We start from the raw sequence: 23,933 nt of genomic DNA on the forward strand, positions 1-23,933 counted from the left end.
CAGCTAGGACCCTTTGCCGTAAACTTAAAATTAAAGGTTGATATTTACCTGAAAACCGGATGTGGATTGACAATAACACTCATGCCGCAAAAGATCAGGGCTTTGATCTTTAAGTATTGGAGAAATACAAACCGAAACCCTGAAATTGAGACTAAAAAGGCATCCCGATACCGAAATTATATTGCACAAAACGATATCTATCAGGATTGTGGGTGGCTAAATAATTAGCTTTAAAAGTTTTTCCACCGCTAAAGAATTTACTGATTACCCATTGTTCGTCACCCACAAACTGTGGATCTTTTAATTTCAAACCAACATCAAACCTGAATACGAAAAACTGCACATCATACCTAAAACCAAAACCCGTGCCCAGCGCAATTTGATTACCCAGCTGATCAAATTTAAAATAGGTTTGTGGTTGAGGATTGCCCGGTGCAATGTTCCAAATATTACCCGCATCTAAAAAAGTTGCACCGTTTAGTTTACCGCCAAAGAACTTGCGTACCAAGGGAAAGCGATGCTCGAGATTTGCTTCGATCCGCATTTGTCCCAACTGGTCGAAACCGAAGGCCGCAGCCCTTGCTTCAGGGGTAAGAATTACTTCCCGGTTGTAATTGCCCGGGCCTAAGGTTCGGGCTTGCCATGCCCTTACCCCGCTTGATCCGCCTGCATAAAATAACTTTTCATAAGGTATAGCGGTGGAGTTACCATAGGCATATCCAACACCTATGTTAACTCGAGTTACCAGTTGCGATTCAGCCCCCAGGCTCTTATACCATCTAAGATCTATTTCTGGCCTTACATATTGGGTAAATGGCAGGCCCAGGACACGTCCGCTCTCCGGGCCTCCCTTTTTGCCCATTAGCCTAGATATGCCCTGCAATAAATTTCCGGCAATATCAATATTCCCCCTGAAATAGATGAAACTTCTATTTTGTAGCAATTTATCGGCATTTAAGGAATAGGCATATTTCATCCCAAGTGTAAAATTCTTTCTGTCAAGCAATAGCAGATTATAGAAGTTATTTACAACCGTTTCTACATTTTGCTCAGTAAGGGTATCTATCAACACACTACCGAAACGATACTCGAAGTTAAGTGGGGTAAACGAATGGATTTTCGACTTGGTCTCTACCCAATCATAGGTAATGGAGTTAATAAAAACCCTACGAACGGTGATATCTTTTTGCAAGGCGTACAGGTAGCTGCTCGAAAACGTAGTGTACGGAATACCATTTTTGCCCATTATCGGGATCCTAAAGGGAACAATTAGGCGGGGCACCGTTAAACTAGCGCTAACCGAAAAGTCTCGCTGGTAGATATCCGAAAAGATATTGCCTACCCCATTGTACCTTGACTGTAGACCACCTTTAACCTGAAACTGGAATTTTTCTCCACCTTTTAAAAAATTATTATTGGTGTAGGTATTGCTTAAGGTAAAACCAACAGTGGCGTTATTGAATGGTATTTCTCCCTCTATACGGTTGCTCATCCTTTTTTGAGGGATAAGCATGATCACTGGATCTATAACGTCTGCGGTATCTTTATTTTTCAAATAGTCTATCTTCACATTTTTGAAGATATTTAGTTCATAAAGCCTATCGTAGGTTAACGTTTCGTTATCAATATTATAAGTAGTTCCAGGCTTGATAAAATCATAACGGGTAATGGGATTTCTTCTAAATTTTCCTGAAAGATCTGTAAAACGGATCCCGTTGAGGGTACGCCTATTGAAGGTGATGGAGTCGGTAAATCCTTCTGTATTTGGAGCTATCAGGATATCGGTTCTCCCGATGCGGTATTTGGTATGCCTTTTAGTGCTGTCAATAGGGTTTTCAACAACCAGCTTCACACTTACCTTGTTGTTGTTTTTGTTCGAATCAGGCCAAAATCTTACGTAGGGCCTTACAAAATCGTAATAACCATTACGTCTCATCAAGGTATAAATTTCCTCCCTTTCATAAGCAAGCGAATCCTCATCGTACTGCATCCCTTCACTAAGCCTTGAGAATTTTGGTTTAGCCCCCAGGTATAACGATCTTAGCGCTTCGTCCGGAATTTCTATCGTAACCTTATCTACCATGAAAGGTTTGCCCGTATTGGCAGTAAACTTAAGCTTTGCTTTCTTGTTCTTTACAGCAATTTCGGAAGTTACCTTGGCATTAAAGAACCCCTTGCTTTTCAGAAATTTTTCAATTTGACTCCTCGAAATCTCTACCAGGGTGCTGTCTAAAATGGGAGGAGGAGAACCTAAAGGTTTAATGTTATTTTTTTTGTACTTGCCATTTTTGGTATTGAAAATATTGTAAATACCAACGTTGATCCCCAAACCTTCAATTGGTTTGATATCCTTTTGTACGTAAGCATAGGCCGCTTCCTCGTAAGCCTTGTCTATACTATCTATTTCTACCTTTTTAACAATGGCCTGATAGTCTTCTATATATTTTGTTGAAGCGCATCCTGCTATAAAAACAAGAATAAATAGTAATATTGCAAGAAGTTGAATGTCCTGTTTATTGTTGTTAGTATATGCTTTCAAAATCCCAAATCAGTTTTATTAAATCACTTCATCAAAAAAAGTACCGTAAAGAAAACGGAATTTTCATTATCGAAGGTATAAAATCTATCATTGAATTTTTGAATTCTGATTATCAGACACATAGCATTTACTATACCTCGAAAATAGCCACCGCTTTACCTAAAGTTAATGCAAATATAAATTTATTTGAAGTAACGGAGGCTGAGCTGCAAAAGATTAGCACCCTGCAAACTCCCCAACATATACTGGCATTGGTACACATACCGTCCAAAAAAGAAGTAAACTCAAACACTTTGCGGAATACCTTTTCGCTGGTACTGGCTGATGTGCAAGATCCTGGAAATTTTGGCACCATCATCAGAACTGCCGATTGGTTTGGGATTAAAACCATCATTTGTTCAGAAAACACGGTGGAAGCCTACAATCCTAAAACGGTACAATCAACCATGGGTTCTTTGTGCAGGGTAAACATCATCTACACGCCACTGCTTCCTTTTTTAAAAAATATCAAGTTGCCAATTTATGGCGCCTTACTCAATGGCCAAAACATTTATAAAACCAACTGGGGTAAAGAAGGCTTGATTTTGTTGGGCAATGAAGGGCATGGCATTGGTAAAGAGCTCATTGGGCAAATTAGCGTTCCGGTAACCATTCCCCGTTTTGGGCAGGCCGAGTCTTTAAATGTAGCTGTATCAGCGGCAATCTTCTGTAGTGAAATCAGCAGAAAATAATTTTTTATTAAAATAATTGAACAATTTGGGCCATATAGTTTGCAAGCTTACTTTTAATTGTTATTTTTGCAACCTTGAAAATAAGGGTCGAGTGGCCGAGTGGCTAGGCAGAGGTCTGCAAAACCTTGTACAGCGGTTCGAATCCGCTCTCGACCTCCAGTTTAAAATATTAAAAAGAAATAAAGCTCATTATCATGGCAGTTACCAGATTAAAAAGAAAAGACAGATACAACAAAACTGTTTCTCGTTTAGAAGTAAAAAACTTGAAATTGGCAACTAACCTAGAACTAGGTAGCCGCTCTAAACAATCTACAAAAGATCAATTAGCAAAAAACAATGCTGTATTAGCCTCTTTAGCTAAGTAATTTTTTAGATTAAAAGCACAAGAAAAGTCCCGCCATGGCGGGACTTTTGCTTTACAACCAATTTTTAACTATGCACCAGTTCGTAAACTTTGTGCATGTACATCGCCTCATCAATAGCATGTACAAAATCATTCAGCTCAGCCCTGGTAAACTTTAAGCAGATATCCGGAAAAGGCGTAGACAGTATCACAATCCTATTCCCATCAGGGCCATACTCAAAGTATTTATCGAAGTTGAGCTTTTTGGCCACTTTCGTAAACTCATAGAACTGATTAAAAGAAAAACTGAGCAAAAGCCCCGGTTTCCAAACGTTAATCATCTTACAGTTACTACATTGGGTTATCTGTATCTCTCCTGAGTTGGCGATCATGGTTTTCTTGCACATATCTTTTTTAAAGCTGATCATACAAATATCAAATTATTTAGAATAATTCCAAATAAGAAAACGACATTTTTTATTCACTGTTGATTATCAGCGATTTAAAAATAATACAATCAAAAAGCAATGGTTTTTGTTAATCTTGAAACCAACATCAGTAACTAAACCATACGCAATGAAAAAGGACCATATTTTAGTTGAACGTACTTTCAAAGCCCCAATTAACCAAGTATGGACTGCCCTAACAGACCCCAAGGAAATGAAAAAATGGTATTTCAATATCGACTCCTTTGAACCTAAAGTGGGTTTCAGATTTGATTTTATGGGCGGACCCGACGATGGCCCACAATACCTGCACCTTTGTGAAATTACCGCGGTGCAAGAAAACGAAAAATTGGCGCACACTTGGCGTTACGACAATTATCCGGGCAACTCCGAAGTAACATGGCAACTGATGGACAAAGGTGAGCAAACCCTTGTTAGGCTTACGCACGCCAACGTACACACTTTAGAGGAAGGTGGCCCTGATTTTGCAAAAGAGAATTTTGTGGAGGGCTGGAATTATATTTTACACACCAGCTTAAAAAAATATCTGGAAGGAAACGATTAGGCCAAAGATTTGCAGATTTCTTTAATCAATCCTGGTCCTTCATAGATAAAGCCGGTATATAATTGTACCAAACATGCGCCAGCATCCAATTTTTCTCTGGCATCCTCGGCAGAATGGATCCCTCCCACCCCGATAATTGGAAATGCCTGATTTGATTTTTCCGAAAGGTAGCGGATCACTTCCGTTGATCGCTTGGTTAGCGGCTTTCCGCTCAAGCCACCCATTTCGCCCTTAAGCTTTTCTGGCGAGTACAGGCCATCACGGCCTATAGTGGTATTGGTAGCAATTACGCCTGCAATGCCCGTTTGCTTTACAATTTCGATGATATCATCCAACTGCTCGTGGGTTAAATCAGGTGCTATTTTTAAGAGGATTGGCCTAGAAATATTGTTTTTACAGTTGCGTTTCTGCAAGGTATTTAAAAGTTCCATCAAAGGTTCTTTTTCCTGCAATGCCCTTAAACCAGGGGTATTGGGCGAGCTCACGTTCACCACAAAATAGTCAACTACATCAAACAAACGATCAAAACATTTGATATAGTCGTAAACAGCATCTTCGTTTGGTGTATTTTTGTTTTTCCCGATATTGCCACCCACAATAATATCCGGATGGCGGTCTTTCAATAGCCGCAAACGCTCGGCCATGGTATCAACACCTTTATTGTTAAAGCCCATTCGGTTAATCAAAGCGGCATCTTCAGGCAAGCGAAACATCCTTGGCTTATCGTTCCCGGGTTGCGGCAGCGGCGTAACCGTGCCTACCTCAACAAAGCCGAAGCCCAAATTGCTCAAGGCTTCTACATATTCGCCGTTTTTATCAAAACCTGCAGCCAAACCCACCGGGTTTTTGAATTTCAATCCAAAAACCTCTCGCTCTAAACCTTTAAAGCTAACGTCATAGCTGCCCCTTAATACAGATTTACCAAACGGGAAGAAATCATTGAACCACTTTAAGCGTTTTACCACAAAATGGTGTACATTTTCCGGATCAAATTTGAAGAATATAGGCTTTACCAAACGATACATGATGCGAAGATAACAAAAAAGCAAATCTTAACATTTTCTTAATTTAATTTTAGGAAAGCACCCTCGGCGAATATGGCAAAACCAGTCCTTTGCTTTGCTCAAATGGCTGCGTTACACTTGCCATAACCGCTTCGCCAAGGTTTATAACACCAAGTTCACTTCCTTTTCATCTCATTTTGCTATTCTGAGTGCAGCGAAAAATCTCCAACAAACATCATCAAATCTCACTCCCATTAATCATATCAGCAACAAAACAGATGAAAAAAAGGCCATGTTGATCCCAACACAGCCTCTTTCCCCTCAAATCATAAAACCAATTAATACGCAGCGGTAAAACGCTGGCGTGGGTGCTTATTGCTTTCCACTTCATCGGCTATTACAATAGCCAAATCTTCTACAGAAAGTACACATTTGCCCGCATCATCAAAAACCGGATTTTCCAAACCTAAACGATACTTTCCCGTACGACCAATGGTAACACCTGCGTGCATTTCGATTGCCGGGCTGAAAAATGTCCAGTTCAACTCCTTTTCTTCTTTAAGAGTATTCAAATAATCTCTTGCCGCCGTTGCCCCTGGCTTAATTTCCGCTGGAAAATTTTCTCCATCCACCAATTGCTTGCCGTCAATAAACAAACTACCGGCACCGCCAATCACAATCAAACGGTTTACATTTGAAGCCTTCACTCCCGCCTGAATGGCTTCAGCTCCCTTAATAAAATCGTGATAGATATTTGGGTTAGTCCAGCCGGCATTAAAGGCGCTTACTACCACGTCGTAACCATTTATGGCTGCTGCCAAAGCTTGTGGGTTAGTCGCATCTACATTCTTTGCTACCACATTTTCTTTTTGAACAACTTTTTCAGTGTTTCTTGCTATTGCCAACACTTCGTGGCCCCTATCGGCCAACTCTTTTACCAGGTTTTGCCCCACAAAACCTGTTGCTCCAATTACTGCTACTTTCATATTTTAATTTAAAATGTTAATGTCAATCTTAATTGTAACTAAATTTATTACAGTTTTAACAAAAAAAATATCAGCCAAACTTCCCACTAAAATCAGCCAGGGTTTGCCGATTAAGTTGTTCAATTAAACGCAGCTCTGTTTCGTTATACAGATCAATCAAGTGCTTATTGATGTCTTTTCCCACTGCGCAAAGCGGATTTGGGTCATTCTTATGGCTTCCCAATAAATAGCTCCCTTTTACACTTTGATATAAAGCGCCCAACGTAATTTCGCTTGCTGGTATGGCCAAAGCACTGCCTCCATTTTTTCCTTCTTTGCTTACTATAAAGCCATGTTCACGTAGGTTAACCAATTCTTTTCTTACCAAAACTGGATTGATATTGATGCTCCCCGCCATATAGTCAGATGATAGCAACTCCCCTTTTGCCTGATCAAGCAAAACCAAAATATGTAGGGAAATTGCAAACCTGCCGTTGTTCATTCTGTAATTTTATTTATTACAGTACAAAATAAAGCAATAGTTTTAACAGGTACAAATAAATTTGGTTATTTTTTTGTTAAAATATGTTACAATGGGTTCAGCAATGGTGCCAGACCTTATCTTTGCAGGAAAACGCCATAACAAATTACCATCTTGAAAAAATTTTTTAAAATATTAGGCATCAGCATTGCTTCAATAATAGCGCTATTATTCATTGTTCCTTTCCTGATCCCTAAAACCATTAATCAGCAGATTACCAAAGCGATTAATCAAAACATCAAGGGCCAAGTTAGCTTCAAAGGAACCGGATTGTCTTTCTTTACACATTTTCCTTCGTTAACCTTAAATTTGGATGATTTCTTACTGAAAGGCTCGGAACCGTTTAAAAATGACACCTTGATTTATGCCAAACAAATGGCATTGGGTATTAATTTGTTTTCGCTATTTGGTGAACAGATCAAAGTTGACGAGTTTTATTTGGACCGTGCCAAAATCAACATCCTTTCAGATGAACAGGGCCATGCCAATTACAACGTTTACGAGAGCAAGAACGATGGCAAAAAAAGCACCGACACAAGTAGCACGGCTATCAAAATCGAGGGAATTTATATCAAAAACAGTGATTTGGTTTACAATGACAAGTCAATCCCGATGGTGATTGATGCCAAAGGCGTTGATTATAGCGGAACTGGCGATTTAAGCAAAGCGATTTTCGATTTGAAAAGTAAATTATCTGTCAAAGATGCCGACGTATATTATGCCGGCACGCCTTATTTACTGCACAAAAAACTGAACGCCAAACTCATCACCAAAATCAACACCAACTCTTTGGATTTGTTGTTTGACGAGAACAACATCAAAATCAACTCACTACCCATCCGTTTTGTGGGCCGTTTCTCTTTCCTGAAAGATGGTTATGATATGGATTTCAAGACCCAGGCGAAGGAAACAGATTTACATAATATTTTCACGGCTCTACCTCCTGAAATTGCCGACAAATTGGAACGCACCAAGATTAAGGGCTATGCTGAAATTGATGCTTCCCTGATTGGAAAGTATATTGCCGAAAGCAATTCGATGCCAAGCTTGACCTTTAACATGAAAATTAGAGATGGCGAAATCACCAATCCTAACGCTCCTGAATCCATCAAAAACCTGTTCTTAAACTTACAAACCAAGGTACCAGGCTTAAATCCGGATAGCTTAGATCTTAACATGGATAGCCTGTATTTTAATATCGGGAAGGATTATTTTTCTTCTACCACAAAAATAAAAGGCCTGAAAGAACCTCAGATATTCACTAAAACCCGTTCAGATATTGATTTGGAGAAATGGGCCAAGGTAATTAATTTGGACAGCACCGTGGTTAAGGGCCGCTTGGTCATGTCGCTTGATGCCCATGGAAAATACAGCAAAAAAGCTGTTAAAAGCGGTATCAGAAGAGTGGACACCGTTATTGCCACCGTTCCGCAATTTGCTGCAAAAATCAAATTAAGCAACGGCTATTTCAAATATGCGTCATTGCCTTCGCCTATTGATAAAATTAATTTTGATTTTGTGGGCAACAACAACAATGGCAACTACAAAAATACTGTTTTGGCCATCAACAATATCGATGTAAATGCCCTTTCCAATTATATCAAAGGACATCTGAAACTACAAACCATCAATAACATCACCCTTGATCTGGGCCTAAAAACCGAGATCAATTTTGCGGAAATCAAGAACTTTTACCCTATCAAAGACCTGATCTTGGACGGTAAACTTTCTATCGATGTAAGTAGCAAGGGGTCGTACGATAAATCAAAAAAGATGTTCCCCGTTACCAATGCTTTAATCAGGCTTAACCAAGGCTATATCAAAACGGCCAACTTTAACGAGGCTATAGAAAAAATTGATGTTGATGCCGTAGTGACCAACAACAATGGCAACTTGAAAGGTACTCTACTAAACGTTAAACCTATCTCGTTTGAAATGGCAGGGCAACCTTTTCTACTGAAAGCCAATGTGAGCAATCTCGAAAATGTATCCTACAATATCAGCTCAAGAGGAACTTTGGATATTGGAAAACTCTACAAGGTATTTGCTATTCCCGGATACCAGGTGCACGGCCTGATCTACACCAACGTAAATTTCAAGGGACTGCAAAGCGATGCCCTGGCAGGCCGCTACAACCGTTTAAGCAATAAAGGCATGATGAGCATTAAGGACCTGAATATCTTAATGGATATGTTCCCAAATCCTTTCATCATTAAAAACGGAAAATTCTCCTTCAGTTCTTCGGCCTTAAAATTTGAGGAGTTTAACGCTTCCTATGGTGGTTCCGATTTTAAACTGAACGGCAATTTGAACAACTACGTGAACTTCATTTTTGATGAAAGGGAAAAATTGGCCGGAAACTTTGCCCTGCACAGCAACAAAATCATTGCGGATGAATTTATGGTGTATGCGGACAACAACCACACGGCCACTGCTCCCGCTGCTAAAGGAGTGATCCTGATTCCTGCCAATTTAAATGTTACTTTTAATGCCAATGCCAATAATGTTGCCTACAATGGCCTTAACCTAAAAAATGCTAAAGGAACCATGACCCTTAACAACGGCAAGCTAAGCTTATCGCAAACTGGCTTTGATATTATTGGGGCTAAAGTGGTAATGGATGCCAGCTACCAAAGTACCAGTACAAAATCGGCCAATTTCGATTTTAAACTGAGTGCTAAGGAATTTGATATCGCAAGGGCCTACAAAGAAATCAAACTGTTCAGGGAAATGGCCACGTCAGCTTCAAAGGTGAAAGGCGTTGTGGGATTAGATTATCAGCTGACCGGCCGCTTAAATGACGAGATGTACCCTGTATTCCCATCTATCAAAGGTGGCGGCTCCCTTACCCTGAAAGATGTAAAACTAGCTGGTTTTAAAATGATGAATGCCGTAAGCAGGGAAACCAAACGCGATAGTTTAACCAACCCGAATTTGAAAGATGTAGTGGTTAAAACCACCATCAAAAACAACATTATTACCATTGAACGTACCAAAATGCGAATTGCTGGTTTCAGGCCTCGTTTTGAAGGCCAAGTAAGTTTTGATGGCAGATTGAATTTAAGCGGCAGATTGGGCTTACCCCCTTTCGGAATCATCGGGATTCCCTTAAGTGTAACTGGCACGCAGGAGAAACCGATAGTGAAATTGAAACGCAATAAAGACGGTAAATTGGAAGAAACAGAAGATACGGACAGCAAGTAAGTGTTCTTTATCGAATGAAGCCACCGATGCACAGGTCAAACCGATTTGCGTATCAGTGGCTTTTTCGGTTACATACGTCTTTGTTCTTCTGTTTTACCAGCAGCCTTGGCATCCTTTACCTTTTGGTTACCAAAGTGGAACTTTAAGTTAACCATGAAATATTGCGTATCACGATAATCCTTAAAATATTGATTTTGATTAGCGTAACGAGTAGAAATGGTATTTTTATCGGTCTTAAAAAGATCGTTCAATACCAAACCAGTTTCAAAACGCTTGTTGAACATTTTCTTGTTCAGTACAATATTGGTTCGCTGCGAAGGGCTGATGGTGAACGAACCTTGTACCGATTTTGAATTATACGCATAGCTAGCATTCAAATCCCATGTTTTCGCTTTATCCAAGGTAATTTGGGTAGAAATATTGGCATGGTAAAAAAACACCCTGTTTTTATGCAATTGGTTATCAACCCCCATAAAAAAATCTTCGTTATACTCGCCCATAGTAAATAAATTCAACTTCCAAAGGTTAGTGATACTGAAACTTTTAGATAGGTTTACCCCCACAATTTCGCCTTTGCTGATATTGGTATAATGATACTTGGTTTCAAATGTTTCGGGGTTTTGGATAGAGATTTCCATGGACGGATCCTTTATGTAGCTGTAGTAAGCTTCAAAGTTCCAATCTTTAAGCGTATAAGTTAAGCTGAGGTTATGGAACATGGTCGACTTCAAATTGGCATCACCCTGAAAATATGCATACAGATTGTAATAAGATTTGGATGGATTAAGGAAACTGTAATTTGGCCTATTGATCCGTTTGCCGTAGGAAAACCCCAACTGTTGGTCTTCCTTCAATTGGCGCATTACATATAAAGTAGGGAAAATACTTGTTCGGGTATTGGCATTTTTAGCCACTGGATTATCCGAATCGGTATTGATTTGCGTAGTTTCTGAGCGCAAGCCTAATTTTACCTCCCATTCTTTCCATTTGTATTCCGATGAAAGATAGGCGGCATAAATATTCTCTACATAATTGAACAAATTACTTTTTGTGGGATCAATAATGAGTGAGCCACCACCATTTTCACTTAAAAAGCGCAGATTGTTCCGGTTATTTACGTAACTGTATTTTAAGCCCCCTTCTAGCGTAAAGCTATTTTTAGCTAAACGATAATCCAACTGCGTGGCATAAAGTTTAATATGCTGTTTGCTGTTATTGGCAAAACGCCGGTAGTCTTCGGGCTGGTTCATGAACCGCAAGATGGTAGATACGTCCTGATCTTCGCGGTGCGTATTGTTGCTGTAATTATTACTCAATGTAAGGTTATGGTTCCCAAACTTTTTATCGAGCACCAAGTAGGCATTAAAATTGCCGTAACGCTGGTTTCTTTGGTTTAAGGTTACATAATTAGACTCCAGTTGATTGCTTAGCGTGTTATAAATGTTGGTGGGCACATTGTAGTTTCCCACCAAATTAGGGTTAAAGTTCCCATCAAAACCCAACTGGAAAGTGGTCAAACTATCCATACTATACTGAGATGAGAAGTTATAGAGGTGCTGCTGGTGCGATTCGCTTTTCCTCACCATATCACTTTCCCAACGGGTATTGTTGTGATCAAAAATCACCACGTCAAAGTTTTTGCGCACATAATTCCCCGAAACAAAATCGTAGTTACCGCTCACCTGTAATTTATCGGTATTGAATGATTGTGCCAAACCCAAACGGCCTTTAGCATAAATAGACTGGTGATACCTTGATGATAAGGTGCCCTTATATCCCAACAATTTATTTTGCTTCATTTTGATATTAAGCACCGCACCGCCTTGGGCTTCATATTTTGCTGGCGGGTTGGTAATTACCTCTACCGAACTGATGTTTTTCCCGTCCGTATTTTCCAGGAACATCTTTAACTGTTCTTGGGTCATCAGCGTTTTTTTATCGTTTATGGTCACCAAAATTTGGGCACTGCCACGTATGGTCAGCTCTTCATTTTTTACAACTACATTTGGTGTATTTTTTAAAATATCCCACCCGCTGAGGTTTTGCAGCGGCGTATGGTCAACATTAAATTCCAACCGATCGGCTTTGCGTTTTAACAAAGGCTTTTTATAGTTCACGTTTACGGCATTTAATTCAATAATACTGTCCTTTTTCATGATAATTTTTAAAGGCAACACCGGGTTTTCGGCAACTACATTTTGATAGGGCTTGTAGCCGGCTTTATTCACATAAATAGTAAATGGCAAAGCATTTAGTGCTAACACAAAGGCACCGTTACCATCAGAATAATAAATTTTGTCGCTCCCTTTCAACTGTATCATCGCATCGGCAATGGCTTGCTGCTTTTCGTCCTCTATCCTACCTTTTACCAGTTGCGCCTTCCCAAACATCGGCAACAGCAACACTGCTACTATTAGATATTTCATAAAATTTTATAGATTATTATGTATTGTTATTTTCATTTACCGAACCATTCAAAGGTTTTTCCAATCATTTGTTTCACCAAAAGAGCATGATTTTAAATTTCATTTGGTGTTAGATTGATCTGTGATGATTAATATTTGTTTCGATGCAAAACTCCACTGAAAAACCCAAAAACTAGGTTAATGAAAGGTTAACGATGCGTTAATACCTTAAAAATGAAGAGGAGCTTTGTATTTTTGGATATGAATAAAAAACTAAGTGCCACCTTGTTGTTTACAGCAAGCTTTTTGGTACTCATTGGCCTGCAAGGCTACTACTTATACAACTCTTACCGCTTTGAAGAAAAGGAGCTGAACAAATACGCTAAGAGCATTGCGGATAGTGTTTTAAGTGATCTTAGGCAATTTGAGGACGAAGCTAGCGAAGAAGCTTTAATTAAGAAATTGAAAAGGCTAGACAGTAACGACAATTTGCGAAACCAACAAATCAACCAACTGAAGCAGTGGTATACTTTTAAAAAGCACTTTCAGCAAAACATTGATAAATTTATAGAAAAACGGACCAAAAATACCGTTTACGACATTGCCCTGAGAAGCGAGATTTACTCCATTTACGACGAAAATGAGCGAAGGGAACTGGTACCTGTCAAATCGCCGTTAATTTTGTTCAAAACCAAAAAGAACATCAAAAAAGGCATTGTTTTTAATGTGGGCAAATGGAATTCTAACCTCACGGAAAAAGATACGGAACTAAAGCTTAATCAAAATTACCATTACACCATTAAATCGAGAACCATTGTAGAACTGCTTAACTTACGCCTATTGGTTTTAAAGCACATTTTGCCCCTGCTGCTGGTCAGCATTTCCATTGTTGCATTACTGATCTATCTATTCTGGAAAACGCTTAAAAACCTGCGGTTGCAACAAGAGAAGGTGGCCCAGCTTTATACTTCTATTGACTCTATTGCGCACGAACTAAACACTCCCCTAACCACACTAAAGTTTACTTTGGCCAATACGCCCCATAGCGAAACGAAATCCCTGCTAGAACGACAGGTACAGCGTTTGGAAAAGGTAATTTCATCCATCAACAGTAATACCAGCGAAAGTGCGGTTGCCTCGCAAAGCGATATAGCCAATTACCTCAATGTCCTAAAAGCACAATTTGACCTATTGCAGTTAAACACTCAATTTAATTTTACGTATAACCACGCACTTTCCCTAAGGGATCTGGAACAGATAATTGGCAATTTGATCGAAAATTCGGCCAAATATAGGGCAATCAATGTAAATTTGAGCCTTGATTTTGCGGAACAAATCTACCTGGAAGTAAGCGATGATGGCATAGGGATTCCACAAGAAGCACAAGCCCATATTTTCGAAAAATATTACCGGGTAAGCCGAAAAGAGAACCTACAGATTAACGGACTAGGGCTTGGTTTATACATTGTGAAACAAACCATTGAAAAACATAAAGGGAATATTAAAGTATTTTCAAACGCTAAAAATGGTGTAACATTTAAAATCACGCTAGCTAATGGACACTAAAATTTTATTGGTTGAGGACGATGCTGATTTGGGAATGGCACTTAAACAGTACCTGGAGTCATCGGGTTTTGAGGTAACTTGGCACACCAATCCTAAAGTGCTTTTGGAAAACCATGATACCCTTCAAAATAACCAATTGGCTATTTTAGATGTGATGCTACCAGAAATGGATGGTTTTACTTTAGCCAAAACCATTCGCAAGCAGCATGAAATCCCCTTCTTGTTTTTAACCGCTAAAGGGCAAAGTATTGACAGGATTTTAGGTTTGAAATTGGGTGCCGACGATTATATCACCAAACCTTGCGAACCTGAAGAGTTACTGTTGCGGATACATAACATCCTTAAAAGGCAAACAAGCCCCATACCAAACAAAAGTATTCGCCTTGGGGAATACTCCTTTAATCCGGCATTATATCAGTTGGTTTTTAACGATCTGGTTATCCAGCTTACCGAAAAGGAAGCAGAGCTGCTAACACTTTTTTTAAACCATAACCATCAGATTGTTAACCGCAGGGATATATTGGAAAAGCTTTGGGGCAAGGATGATTATTTCTTGGGCCGAAGCCTTGATGTGTTTATGACCCGCCTGCGCAAGTATTTTCAGCATGACCCCAGAATAAGCTTTGATTCTATCCGCGGAGTAGGTTTTAAAATTGAATTTCCAGCGTAGGCACCAGTGGCACAAACCTTCTTCGTCGTAGCCACTTCCGGTTTTCTTAGCGGTTAATTTAACCCCCATGCTTTCTTCGGCAAAAGAAGATGCTTGTGGTTTAATAAGCCAACACCGTAAAATCGTAAATCTATTGCTATCTTTGCCTCATAATGATTTCGATTAATAACTTAAGTTTTTTGATTGGCTCCAGGGCCCTGTATGACGAAGCGGACTGGCATATTAAGCCAGGCGACAAGGTTGGCCTGATCGGTGCAAATGGCACTGGAAAATCGACCCTGTTGCGATTGATTGTGGGCGAGTACACCCCCACCTCAGGCAGCATTTCAATGGCCAAAGATTTACGCATTGGCTATTTGAACCAAGATTTGCTATCGTACGATAGCCACCATACCATTTTACATGTAGCCATGGAGGCTTTTGACCGCCAAAATAAGCTGCACGACGAAATTGAAGCGCTTTTAAAGGTTATTGAAACGGATTACAGCGAGGAAACTTTAAATAAACTGGCCCAAAAGCAACAGGAATTTGATGCTTTGGACGGCTATAATATTGAATATAGAGCCAATGAGGTTTTAGCAGGTTTGGGTTTTAGTGCCGAAGATCAGCTGCGCCCACTGAACACTTTTTCGGGCGGATGGCGCATGCGTGTAATGCTGGCCAAAATCCTATTGCAGGACCCTGATATCTTACTGCTGGATGAGCCCACTAACCACATGGACCTACCTTCCATTAAGTGGCTTGAAACCTATCTGAGCAGTTTCGAAGGAGCTATCGTAATTGTATCGCACGATAAATATTTCCTGGATAAAACTACCAATAAAATTGTGGAAAGCCGCAAAGGCAAATTAACCATGTACAGCGGCAATTACACCTTTTATTTAGAGGAAAAGGAACTGAGGGCCGAGATACAACGTGGCGAATACAAAAACCAACAGGCTAAAATTAAGCAAGAAGAGCGTTTAATTGAACGTTTTAAAGCTAAAGCCAGCAAAGCCAAGATGGCACAAAGCCGCATGAAAGCTTTGGACAGAATGGAGCGTGTAGACGACGTGGATGACGATAACCCAACGGTAAACTTTAGCTTTAAGTTCTCTAAACCTTCAGGCAGGCACGTAGTGCGTGTGGAACATGTTACCAAAGCTTATCCGAATGTTAAAATCTTAAAAGATGCGGAGGCTATTATTGAAAAGGGCGATAAAATTGCCCTGATTGGCGCCAATGGCAAAGGTAAATCAACCTTGCTACGTATTATCGCAGGAACTGAAAAATACGAAGGCTTCTGTGAAACAGGCCATAACGTAACGGCTACTTTTTTCGCTCAGCACCAATTGGAATCGCTACACCTGGAAAACACCATTCTGGAAGAGCTGCAGGCCTTTGCCCCAAAACATACCGACACAGAGCTTAGGGGTATTTTAGGTTGTTTCTTGTTCACGGGCGATGATGTGTTCAAAAAGATCAAGGTGCTGTCGGGAGGCGAAAAATCGAGAGTGGCCCTTGCCAAATCGTTAACTGCAGATAGCAATTTCTTGATTTTGGATGAGCCAACCAACCACCTGGACATCCAGTCGGTAAACATCCTGATCCAAGCTTTACAGCAATATGAAGGTACATTTATTACGGTATCCCACGATAGGTATTTCTTAGACAATGTAGCCAACAAAATCTGGTTTATTGAAGATGAAAAGATCAAGCAATACCCAGGCAACTACGCAGAGTTTGAGGAGTGGGATGCTAAACGCGTAAAACCTGTTCCAAAACCTATCCCTGTAAAACAGGAAGAGAAAAAACCAAAAGTTAGTGAGCCTGTTTCGGCCAATACACAGCAACAGTTAAAAAAGCTGAACGAAAAATTAAAACGTATTGAGGAGGAAATTATGGTATTTGAGGCCAGCATAAAAGCTTGTGAAGCGGAGCTAGCTCAAGAAGAGGTTTTTAGCGATGCTAAGAAATTACAGGCGGCCAACCAGAAATACCAATCGGAAAAAGCCCTGCTTGACGCTGCGCAGCAAACCTGGGAAGCTCTCGCATCTGAAATTATGGAATTGGAAGGGTAATACATTTTCTCGTCATTGCGAGGGACGAAGCAATCTTACAATTAAGCGTATATATCTTTCGCCTTAGGATTGCTTCGTACCTCGCAATGACGTTTTAAAAAGAATCCATCATGAACGAAATTAAATGGGGAATTATTGGCTGTGGCGATGTAACCGAAGTAAAAAGCGGTCCTGCTTTTAACAAAGTGCCCCACTCCAAATTAGTTGCGGTAATGCGAAGGGATGCTGCAAAAGCCCAAGATTATGCCAAACGTCATGCCGTGCCAAAGTGGTACAGCAATGCTGCCGATTTAATCAACGATGCCGAAGTAAACGCCATTTACATTGCCACCCCACCATTACAGCATGAAACATATACGCTTGCCGCACTTGCCGCAGGCAAGCCCGTATATGTAGAAAAACCAATGGCCTTAAACGGCATTGCCGCCCAAAATATGGCCAATGCCGCTCAGCAACATGGCATAAAATTGGTGGTTGCCCATTACAGGAGAGCACAGCCCCTATTCTTAAAGATAAAATCGTTATTGGAAGCCAATACTATTGGCCAAGTACGATTGGTAGATTTGAAAATGCTACAACCCAAAGCCAACCAGGTGATTGCCAACACGGCAGAAAATTGGAGAATAAACCCCGCAATCTCTGGTGGAGGTTTATTCCACGATCTTGCCCCGCATCAGTTGGACTTAATGCTTTATTATTTTGGAAATGTAAAACAATTTAATGGCTTGGCACATAAAAAAGACGCCGCAGAACCTGTAGAGGATTTAGTAACGGGCCACATCTTATTCGAAAATGGCGTGGTATTTAACGGCATGTGGTGTTTCAGTTCCCCTAAAAACGAACAAACGGACCGTTGCGAAATATACGGTTCAAAAGGCAAAATCAGTTTTTCGGTGTTTGGGCAATCCATTAAAATAAGTGTTGACAGCGACGAACAACTGATCAATTTTGAACCCTTACAGCACGTTCAGCAGCCAATGATTGAGCAGGTAGTGGCTTACTTTAGGAACCTAGGCCCAAACCCATGCTCTGCAGAAGAAGCTTTGGTAACCATGAAATTGATGGATGGCTTTACCGGCAAAAATAACTAGCGGGAAACTATTTTTATGTCCAATTTCGTTACCTTTGGTATAAACGATTATAAATGAAATACAAACTGCTCTGCTGCCTTTTCTCCGTTTTTTACCTATATCGCGCAAAAGCTCAAACTGAGTACCAGAACAAGATCTTTAAAAGTTATATTAAAACAGTTGAATGTTACAACAGCAGCAAAGAGCAATCGCTCCCTGTCATTAACCTGAAAAGTTCAGAAACGATCACTTTTGCATTTGACGATTTACGTGGTGGACAAAAAAATTACAGCTATACCATTGAGCATTGCACTTGGGACTGGAAACCCTCGAGAATGAACCTCCTAGATTATCTGGAAGGCGTGCAACAGGATATTCTTTTCAATTATCGTTACTCCTTTAATACCCTGGTAAAGTTTACACATTACCAGCTTACTTTTCCCAACGAACAAATGAAGCCCAAGGTTGGCGGCAACTATATCCTGAAAATATACGATGACAACGATCCCAGCAAGGTAGCAATTACCCAACGTTTTTATGTACTTAACAGCACCTTTAATATTGGTGCAGAAGTGGTTCCGGCAACTGATGTGGCCGACAGAAACAGTAAACAGAAGATCAATTTTAGTATCTTCCACCAAACAGCCATTAACAACCCCTACCTGGAGGTTAAAGCGGTAGTCATGCAAAATGCTATTCCACAAACAGCTATTGTAAATACCAAACCCTCCTTTGTAAAACCGGGCACTTTGGTATATAACGACATTAACACCAATCAGTTCTGGGCCGGAAACGAGTTCAGGAAGTTTGATACCCGCAGCTTCAGATACAAAGCCGAACATGTTGCCGATATTTACCGAGATAGCACACAAAATGTTATCCTATCTATTGATTTGCCCAACAACAGCACCCGATACAGCAACCAGTTTGACGAAAATGGCAATTTCTTTATCAGGAATACCGACGGCAGGGATAATGTAACAGATAGTGATTATGCCTATATGCTGTTCACCTTAGCAGCCCCGCCGCCTACGCCCAAAGGCAATGTGTATGTGTTTGGCAGGTTTAACAATTATGCGCTTACCGCAGATAACATGCTCACCTTTGAATCATCGAGGCGAAGGTTTTACGGCAACATCAAACTAAAGCAGGGACTTTATGATTTCAAATATGTTTGGGTAGATGAAAACGGCAAATTTAACGATACCGTTTTTGAGGGTTCGTTTTTTGAAACCGAAAACGCTTACCAAATATTTGCCTACTACAGAAGACCCGGTGCCCGGTACGATGACTTGGTTGGTTTCGCGAATGTTAACAGCGTTAAACGTTAAGCCAAATGGAGCAAAACCTCGAAAATTTGAAGTTCCCCATCGGGAAATTCCATGTACCGGAAAATATCAGCAAAGAGCATCTTAAAAACTGGACAGAAGTGATCAAGCATTTTCCGGAACGCCTAAGAAATGCCACTCTAGGACTTAACGATGAGCAATTGCAAAAACAATATCGGCCAAATGGCTGGACCATTAAGCAGGTGGTACATCATTGTGCCGACAGCCACATGAACAGCTTGATCAGGTTTAAGCTAACCTTAACCGAAGACACCCCAACCATTAAACCATATCTGGAAAATCTTTGGGCCGAGCTGCCCGATGCCAAGGACTACCCCATAGAAAGCTCGCTTCAAATCATCGAAGGGCTTCATGAAAAATGGACAACCCTGCTCACACAGCTATCTGAACAGCAGCTGGAAAGAGAATTTATTCATCCAGAGGGCAATGAACGTATTTCCTTAAAAAAGAATATCGGCATTTACGCCTGGCATTGCCAGCATCATTTAGCGCATATATTAATTGCAAGGAATAGTTAGCTATAAACCTCCGCCATGAATATCGATTTTTTCAGCCCCTTTTGATCGCTCTTCCTGCGTAGCGGAAACCGAAAAATAGCTGGCACTTGGACACCTCATGTCCGTATATCTCCCGTCATGAAAAGGTGTTTCCTGCAACTGCCCATTCACGATCCGGTATAGGTAACTGGCTTTCCATACTCCACCTGTTACCTTAGTTTTGGTGGCTTGCACAGGCTTTCCCTCATTGGACACCTGATCTATAGCGTTTACCCGCTTAAACTCTCCCTTGCCCGTGAAAGTGTAGCCGCCGCAATCAAAATCACGCTCAAATTTCTTTCCGGCACCCTCCACGGTAAATCTCAACACGCCGTTTGCTACAATTTTCACCGACATGGTCACCTCCTCTCCCGGATACCAGTAATACCGAGCCTCAGCAGGTGCATTTTCGTAAAGCGCCGCCTGTGCACTTCCGCTATGGGCGGTTCTTCTTAAAAATGGTCTGTAGGCTCTTCTGTCGGCAGTTACAATTCCGTTTCCATCACGGATTACTTCCCAAGTGAGCCCAATATCCGTTTCCTGCCCACCCATATTGCCTCCCATATAAACAGACGGGTTATCCAAAAATTGGGCAGGCTTAGCAGGGTTAATCCGCAAGGGGTCAAAAACAGCGGTGGGCAAAACCAGTTGCCCACCAATGCCTCCCCATTCATCAACACTCGACACCAGTTTTCGGTAATACGCCCCCGCAAAGCAGTTTTTTGATGTTACGGGTCTTACTTCGCCTGCATAAAATGAATGGCCGGGTACAGGCTGGGGCGGCACCGAATGATTTTCTTTCTTTTTTGAACAAGAAAGCGAAATAACACACAGTCCGAAAACCAAATAGCGAAATGTCATCACAGAGAATTAATCAAAACCTAATAGTAAAATTTAAAAGCGCTTTTTTCAGTGGCCGAACTTAGGACAGCAATCAGCAATTGTGCCGGAACATTCAGCGGATATTCAAACACGTTATTTCCTTTTTGTATCGAAAGATTTTTTGTCTTCAACAAAACACGTCCATTTACATCAGCAACAGAAAAAGTTGCCGATGTAGCTACCGGCGAATAAACACTTACCTTAATGGTTTGGTGAGCTGAATTTGCAGCAACAATCATATCCGTTTTGTTAAGATCGAACTTTACAGCAACTACAATAGAAGTGGAAAATGTACCATCCCTATCCACGCTCTTTAGCTGGTAATAGTTGGTTCCATTTTCGGGCTTGCGATCTCTGTAGGCGTAATTTTGTAGGGAGCTCGAATTCCCATTGGCCCCAACGGTAGCAATGCCCTTAAACGTCTTTCCATCGGTTGAGCGCAGTACTTCAAAGTGTAGCGCATTTTTTTCCATGGATGTAGACCAAGTTATATGGATGGCATCCGCCTCTTTTTTGGCATTGAATTTAAATAAGGTAATAGGCAGCACCTCATTTCGTAACGATTGGATAAAAGCCCTATTGGCCAGCCCGTAGCCATCGCCCCAGCTCACCTTGTCATAGGTACTGATGGTTACCGGAACAGCATCATCGCTTTGCGTAGTTGCCCCTACATTCCCGCCATTAACGTCCATCAACAGCTTTAAGGAATCTACTTTTTGTGCCTTTACGGCATTAATGGCCAAAACCATTAGGATAACTAGGTATATTTTGGATTTCATGATTGTTTAGTTTTTTGATTTAATTAAGATTACGCCTGGCATGGCACGCTCAACATTGCCATCCGAAGGACGAACGGTCAATTGATTATTGATTCTTAAAGTGGTTGAACCTCCCCCATCTAAATTGAGTGCTGCAACACAGCCCATATCTTTCATCAAATTGGCCAGCTCATTTAACGATAAGCCTGTTACACTTGGCGAAACCGTAGTGTTACCTCCTTCTACGGCCACCAAAATGACTTTTCCATCGGCAGTGTAGCCAATAGCAGACCTGGCACGCTGCGCCGTGTTGTCTAAATCGGCAAGTTCTTCGCCCGCAGTTACATTCACGATGCCATCTTTCACCAAAACCGGCGAACCTCCCACGGCGCTAATGGCATTCCAAATGGTTCCGTTAGCAGCTAATGGCAAAGGCTGTGGTGCGGCATTTACATCGTTGGGAGATGGCGTGGTGTACGAATAAACCACGTTGCTAAGTCTGTAGGTCCAAGTAATATCAGGCTTCATCATTGACGACAGGCCGAAGGTGCCTCTGGTTGGATAGTAGGTGTTGGTTTGGTTGTTGTAGATGTTCCTGTTCAGCAAGGCCACGTTATTGGCATAGGTAGTGCCGTTATATTGAATGGTGCTTAGCGCCGTGGTATAAAAAAAACCGGCATTTAGGCAGGCCAAAACCGTACCGCTTTCTGCATTTACGTACGCTTCTGGAGTTTTAAAACTAACCGAATAAGTTGGCTTAAACTCTACTAATTTAGGATCGAAAACTACACAATAAGCATTCATTTGCCTGGCCATATAAGGGGTAGTTGTTCTGTACACCTGTATCCCCGCCGGAAAATTGGCCATCAATGCAGTTTCTTTGTTCCAATAAGCGGGCAAAGAAACCAAATCTGCATTGGTATCAAACGGCGTGGTGTAGTTTTGATAATTTGGATTGGTCAAATACGCAATGCCTATGGTGCCGTTACCCAATAAACCTGTACCATTAAACAATGATTTAGTCCCCGGAATGGTGTGCCAAACCGATTTATTGAAGAAATCGCCATAGGCCAAAGTGTGCACTGCTTTATTGCCGCCATTTGCCGCAGCGGCAACGTCCGTATCGGCCCTTACAGAAACCGCTTCATGAAAAGTTAGGTTCCATATTTTGGCAGCATCCATATTGGTAAAATAATTTACGTCGTTTATGGCAACGCTTATTTTAAAGTCAGTAGCATCTGTATCCGGCGTATAGGTTAACAGTTCGGCATCGCTCAGCTTACGTAAAACGATGGTAGTTCCCGAACGGAGGTTTTTCCATAAATTGATGTCGTTAAAACGATACTTGCCGCCCCCGTCATCTAAGGTTGTCCCGCCGTTGCCATAATCTTTGATAATGTAGTTTCTGATATCGAGGTGATCCGTATAAACTACCAGTTCCACCACATCGTTTATACCATTGGCCGCACCGCTATTATAATAACGGTTAACCAAAATACCCTGGGCCTTACTGTTTGCATAAAAGCCCGCAGCAAAGCACATCAAAAGTAAAATTCTCTTCATAAAGTTTAGGTTAAGTTTATTTTATTAAAATCAAATCTAAACTTATTTAAAAATATTAATAATATAAAAATATTTTTTTATTTGTTTTAAAATGTTAGTCATAAAAACAGATAATTATTATCAAGTTATTTCCTTTCTTTTTAAGAATTGACTGGGCTTTAGCCGAAATTAAATGAAAAGAACAGCGTTAATTTCTGTATTTTTGCCAACATGAGTTTGAACGTAAAAAGCCCAAAAAATTCGTTTACGGTAATGAATGAACTGGTTTTACCTAACGATACCAACACGCTAAACAACTTAATGGGCGGCAGGCTGCTCCATTGGATGGATATTGCCGCGGCCATATCGGCCCAGAAACACTGCAACCGAATTGTGGTAACTGCCTCTGTGGACAACGTTTCGTTTAAACAGCCTATCAAACTGGGCGACGTGATTACCATTGAGGCTAAAGTGACCCGATCATTTAATACTTCCGTAGAAGTTCGTTTAGATGTATGGGCCGAAAATATCCCCTCGGGAACAAGAGTAAAATCCAATGAAGCTTATTATACTTTTGTTGCGGTAGACCAGAGTGGCCGCACGATCCCTGTACCCGAGATCAAACCTGAAACGCCTGAAGAAATTGAGCTTTACGAAGGGGCCTTGCGCCGCCGACAATTACGCTTAGTACTTGCAGGTAAAATGCAGCCCGATGATGCCATTGAACTCAAGGCCCTGTTTGCCAAAAATTAACACC

20 protein-coding genes and 1 tRNA gene are annotated in these 23,933 nt (G+C 40.9%); 12 read left to right on the top strand and 9 right to left on the bottom strand.

Translation table 11 applies throughout. The features are described from left to right. Positions 1–151: 151 nt before the first annotated feature. Positions 152–2,539 carry a translocation and assembly module lipoprotein TamL gene (gene tamL / locus DUT71_RS10845; protein ID WP_113662559.1) on the bottom strand — a complete coding sequence of 796 codons (2,388 nt, stop codon included), beginning with the start codon at positions 2,537–2,539 and terminating at the stop codon, positions 152–154. On the opposite strand from tamL, the gene DUT71_RS10850 reads away from it, so the two are divergent. The 3 genes from DUT71_RS10850 (at position 2,530) to DUT71_RS10860 (ending at position 3,635) form a co-directional block, all read left to right on the top strand. After that, positions 2,530–3,270: a TrmH family RNA methyltransferase gene (locus tag DUT71_RS10850; protein ID WP_113662560.1), complete on the top strand. Its 741-nt coding sequence runs from the start codon at positions 2,530–2,532 to the stop codon at positions 3,268–3,270. The two genes, tamL and DUT71_RS10850, sit on opposite strands and share 10 nt — an antisense overlap. A gap of 85 nt (positions 3,271–3,355) precedes the next feature. Next, positions 3,356–3,429, top strand: a tRNA-Cys gene (locus tag DUT71_RS10855). A 35-nt stretch (positions 3,430–3,464) separates the two neighbouring features. Next, positions 3,465–3,635: a spore protein gene (locus tag DUT71_RS10860; protein WP_113639047.1), complete on the top strand. Its 171-nt coding sequence runs from the start codon at positions 3,465–3,467 to the stop codon at positions 3,633–3,635. A 64-nt stretch (positions 3,636–3,699) separates the two neighbouring features. Here DUT71_RS10860 and DUT71_RS10865 read toward each other — a convergent pair whose 3' ends face one another. Continuing rightward, entirely contained in the window at positions 3,700–4,041 is a 342-nt protein-coding gene (locus DUT71_RS10865; protein WP_113662561.1) for a hypothetical protein, read from the bottom strand. A gap of 148 nt (positions 4,042–4,189) precedes the next feature. Here DUT71_RS10865 and DUT71_RS10870 point away from each other — a divergent pair, with 148 nt between their 5' ends. After that, positions 4,190–4,624, top strand: a complete 435-nt coding sequence (locus DUT71_RS10870; protein ID WP_113662562.1) for an SRPBCC family protein — start codon at positions 4,190–4,192, stop codon at positions 4,622–4,624. Here the strand turns inward: DUT71_RS10870 and DUT71_RS10875 are convergent. The 3 genes from DUT71_RS10875 to DUT71_RS10885 all read right to left on the bottom strand — a co-directional run bounded on the left by DUT71_RS10875 (position 4,621) and on the right by DUT71_RS10885 (position 7,095). Continuing rightward, complete coding sequence (locus tag DUT71_RS10875; protein WP_113662563.1) at positions 4,621–5,649, bottom strand: quinone-dependent dihydroorotate dehydrogenase; 1,029 nt, start codon at positions 5,647–5,649, stop codon at positions 4,621–4,623. The genes DUT71_RS10870 and DUT71_RS10875 overlap by 4 nt on opposite strands. Positions 5,650–5,966: 317 nt before the next feature. After that, a complete protein-coding gene (locus DUT71_RS10880; RefSeq protein WP_113662564.1) occupies positions 5,967–6,614 on the bottom strand; it encodes an NAD(P)-dependent oxidoreductase in 648 nt (215 codons plus the stop codon). A gap of 70 nt (positions 6,615–6,684) precedes the next feature. Continuing rightward, positions 6,685–7,095 (bottom strand): Rrf2 family transcriptional regulator, encoded by a 411-nt coding sequence (locus DUT71_RS10885; protein WP_113662565.1) that lies wholly within the window; start codon positions 7,093–7,095, stop codon positions 6,685–6,687. Positions 7,096–7,248: 153 nt separating this feature from the next. Here DUT71_RS10885 and DUT71_RS10890 point away from each other — a divergent pair, with 153 nt between their 5' ends. Beyond that, positions 7,249–10,338: an AsmA family protein gene (locus tag DUT71_RS10890; RefSeq protein WP_113662566.1), complete on the top strand. Its 3,090-nt coding sequence runs from the start codon at positions 7,249–7,251 to the stop codon at positions 10,336–10,338. Positions 10,339–10,406: 68 nt separating this feature from the next. Here the strand turns inward: DUT71_RS10890 and DUT71_RS10895 are convergent, their stop codons facing one another. Next, positions 10,407–12,764 (bottom strand): outer membrane beta-barrel family protein, encoded by a 2,358-nt coding sequence (locus tag DUT71_RS10895; RefSeq protein WP_113662567.1) that lies wholly within the window; start codon positions 12,762–12,764, stop codon positions 10,407–10,409. Between the two features lie 213 nt (positions 12,765–12,977). Between DUT71_RS10895 and DUT71_RS10900 the strand changes: the two genes are divergently transcribed. The 6 genes from DUT71_RS10900 to DUT71_RS10925 all read left to right on the top strand — a co-directional run bounded on the left by DUT71_RS10900 (position 12,978) and on the right by DUT71_RS10925 (position 19,976). After that, on the top strand, positions 12,978–14,309 hold the full coding sequence (locus tag DUT71_RS10900; protein WP_113662568.1) for a sensor histidine kinase: 1,332 nt from the start codon (positions 12,978–12,980) through the stop codon (positions 14,307–14,309). After that, the gene (locus tag DUT71_RS10905) at positions 14,299–14,979 is read left to right on the top strand and encodes a response regulator transcription factor (protein ID WP_113662569.1); all 681 of its coding nucleotides are present in this window, start codon (positions 14,299–14,301) and stop codon (positions 14,977–14,979) included. The genes DUT71_RS10900 and DUT71_RS10905 overlap by 11 nt, the downstream gene beginning before the upstream one ends. 152 nt (positions 14,980–15,131) lie before the next feature. Then, positions 15,132–17,039, top strand: coding sequence for an ABC-F family ATP-binding cassette domain-containing protein (locus DUT71_RS10910; RefSeq protein WP_113662570.1), 1,908 nt, complete (start codon positions 15,132–15,134; stop codon positions 17,037–17,039). A 110-nt stretch (positions 17,040–17,149) separates the two neighbouring features. After that, positions 17,150–18,130, top strand: a complete 981-nt coding sequence (locus DUT71_RS10915) for a Gfo/Idh/MocA family protein (RefSeq protein WP_113662571.1) — start codon at positions 17,150–17,152, stop codon at positions 18,128–18,130. A 53-nt stretch (positions 18,131–18,183) separates the two neighbouring features. Then, positions 18,184–19,440, top strand: coding sequence for a type IX secretion system plug protein (locus tag DUT71_RS10920; protein WP_113662572.1), 1,257 nt, complete (start codon positions 18,184–18,186; stop codon positions 19,438–19,440). Positions 19,441–19,445: 5 nt separating this feature from the next. Further along, the gene (locus DUT71_RS10925) at positions 19,446–19,976 is read left to right on the top strand and encodes a YfiT family bacillithiol transferase (protein WP_113662573.1); all 531 of its coding nucleotides are present in this window, start codon (positions 19,446–19,448) and stop codon (positions 19,974–19,976) included. On the opposite strand, the gene DUT71_RS10930 is transcribed toward DUT71_RS10925, so the two are convergent. Genes DUT71_RS10930 through DUT71_RS10940 form a run of 3 tightly spaced genes read right to left on the bottom strand, consistent with a single transcriptional unit; the run spans position 19,977 to position 23,197 of the window. Next, on the bottom strand, positions 19,977–20,855 hold the full coding sequence (locus tag DUT71_RS10930) for a hypothetical protein (RefSeq protein WP_113662574.1): 879 nt from the start codon (positions 20,853–20,855) through the stop codon (positions 19,977–19,979). A 20-nt stretch (positions 20,856–20,875) separates the two neighbouring features. Continuing rightward, a complete protein-coding gene (locus tag DUT71_RS10935; protein ID WP_113662575.1) occupies positions 20,876–21,655 on the bottom strand; it encodes a hypothetical protein in 780 nt (259 codons plus the stop codon). 6 nt (positions 21,656–21,661) lie between these two features. After that, on the bottom strand, positions 21,662–23,197 hold the full coding sequence (locus DUT71_RS10940) for a phosphodiester glycosidase family protein (RefSeq protein ID WP_113662576.1): 1,536 nt from the start codon (positions 23,195–23,197) through the stop codon (positions 21,662–21,664). A 210-nt stretch (positions 23,198–23,407) separates the two neighbouring features. Here DUT71_RS10940 and DUT71_RS10945 point away from each other — a divergent pair, with 210 nt between their 5' ends. Next, on the top strand, positions 23,408–23,929 hold the full coding sequence (locus tag DUT71_RS10945; RefSeq protein ID WP_113662577.1) for an acyl-CoA thioesterase: 522 nt from the start codon (positions 23,408–23,410) through the stop codon (positions 23,927–23,929). Positions 23,930–23,933 lie beyond the last annotated feature (4 nt).

Source organism: Pedobacter nanyangensis (assembly GCF_003313505.1).
GTDB lineage: Bacteria > Bacteroidota > Bacteroidia > Sphingobacteriales > Sphingobacteriaceae > Pedobacter > Pedobacter nanyangensis.

Excerpts from the sequence above, each read along its gene's own strand:
- DUT71_RS10850 (WP_113662560.1), top strand. The coding sequence starts at position 2,530 with ATGCTTTCAAAATCCCAAATCAGTTTTATTAAATCACTTCATCAAAAA.
- DUT71_RS10860 (WP_113639047.1), top strand. The coding sequence starts at position 3,465 with ATGGCAGTTACCAGATTAAAAAGAAAAGACAGATACAACAAAACTGTT.
- DUT71_RS10865 (WP_113662561.1), bottom strand. The coding sequence starts at position 4,041 with ATGATCAGCTTTAAAAAAGATATGTGCAAGAAAACCATGATCGCCAAC.
- DUT71_RS10870 (WP_113662562.1), top strand. The coding sequence starts at position 4,190 with ATGAAAAAGGACCATATTTTAGTTGAACGTACTTTCAAAGCCCCAATT.
- DUT71_RS10875 (WP_113662563.1), bottom strand. The coding sequence starts at position 5,649 with ATGTATCGTTTGGTAAAGCCTATATTCTTCAAATTTGATCCGGAAAAT.
- DUT71_RS10880 (WP_113662564.1), bottom strand. The coding sequence starts at position 6,614 with ATGAAAGTAGCAGTAATTGGAGCAACAGGTTTTGTGGGGCAAAACCTG.
- DUT71_RS10885 (WP_113662565.1), bottom strand. The coding sequence starts at position 7,095 with ATGAACAACGGCAGGTTTGCAATTTCCCTACATATTTTGGTTTTGCTT.
- DUT71_RS10895 (WP_113662567.1), bottom strand. The coding sequence starts at position 12,764 with ATGAAATATCTAATAGTAGCAGTGTTGCTGTTGCCGATGTTTGGGAAG.
- DUT71_RS10900 (WP_113662568.1), top strand. The coding sequence starts at position 12,978 with ATGAAGAGGAGCTTTGTATTTTTGGATATGAATAAAAAACTAAGTGCC.
- DUT71_RS10905 (WP_113662569.1), top strand. The coding sequence starts at position 14,299 with ATGGACACTAAAATTTTATTGGTTGAGGACGATGCTGATTTGGGAATG.
- DUT71_RS10910 (WP_113662570.1), top strand. The coding sequence starts at position 15,132 with ATGATTTCGATTAATAACTTAAGTTTTTTGATTGGCTCCAGGGCCCTG.
- DUT71_RS10915 (WP_113662571.1), top strand. The coding sequence starts at position 17,150 with ATGAACGAAATTAAATGGGGAATTATTGGCTGTGGCGATGTAACCGAA.
- DUT71_RS10920 (WP_113662572.1), top strand. The coding sequence starts at position 18,184 with ATGAAATACAAACTGCTCTGCTGCCTTTTCTCCGTTTTTTACCTATAT.
- DUT71_RS10925 (WP_113662573.1), top strand. The coding sequence starts at position 19,446 with ATGGAGCAAAACCTCGAAAATTTGAAGTTCCCCATCGGGAAATTCCAT.
- DUT71_RS10930 (WP_113662574.1), bottom strand. The coding sequence starts at position 20,855 with ATGACATTTCGCTATTTGGTTTTCGGACTGTGTGTTATTTCGCTTTCT.
- DUT71_RS10935 (WP_113662575.1), bottom strand. The coding sequence starts at position 21,655 with ATGAAATCCAAAATATACCTAGTTATCCTAATGGTTTTGGCCATTAAT.
- DUT71_RS10940 (WP_113662576.1), bottom strand. The coding sequence starts at position 23,197 with ATGAAGAGAATTTTACTTTTGATGTGCTTTGCTGCGGGCTTTTATGCA.
- DUT71_RS10945 (WP_113662577.1), top strand. The coding sequence starts at position 23,408 with ATGAGTTTGAACGTAAAAAGCCCAAAAAATTCGTTTACGGTAATGAAT.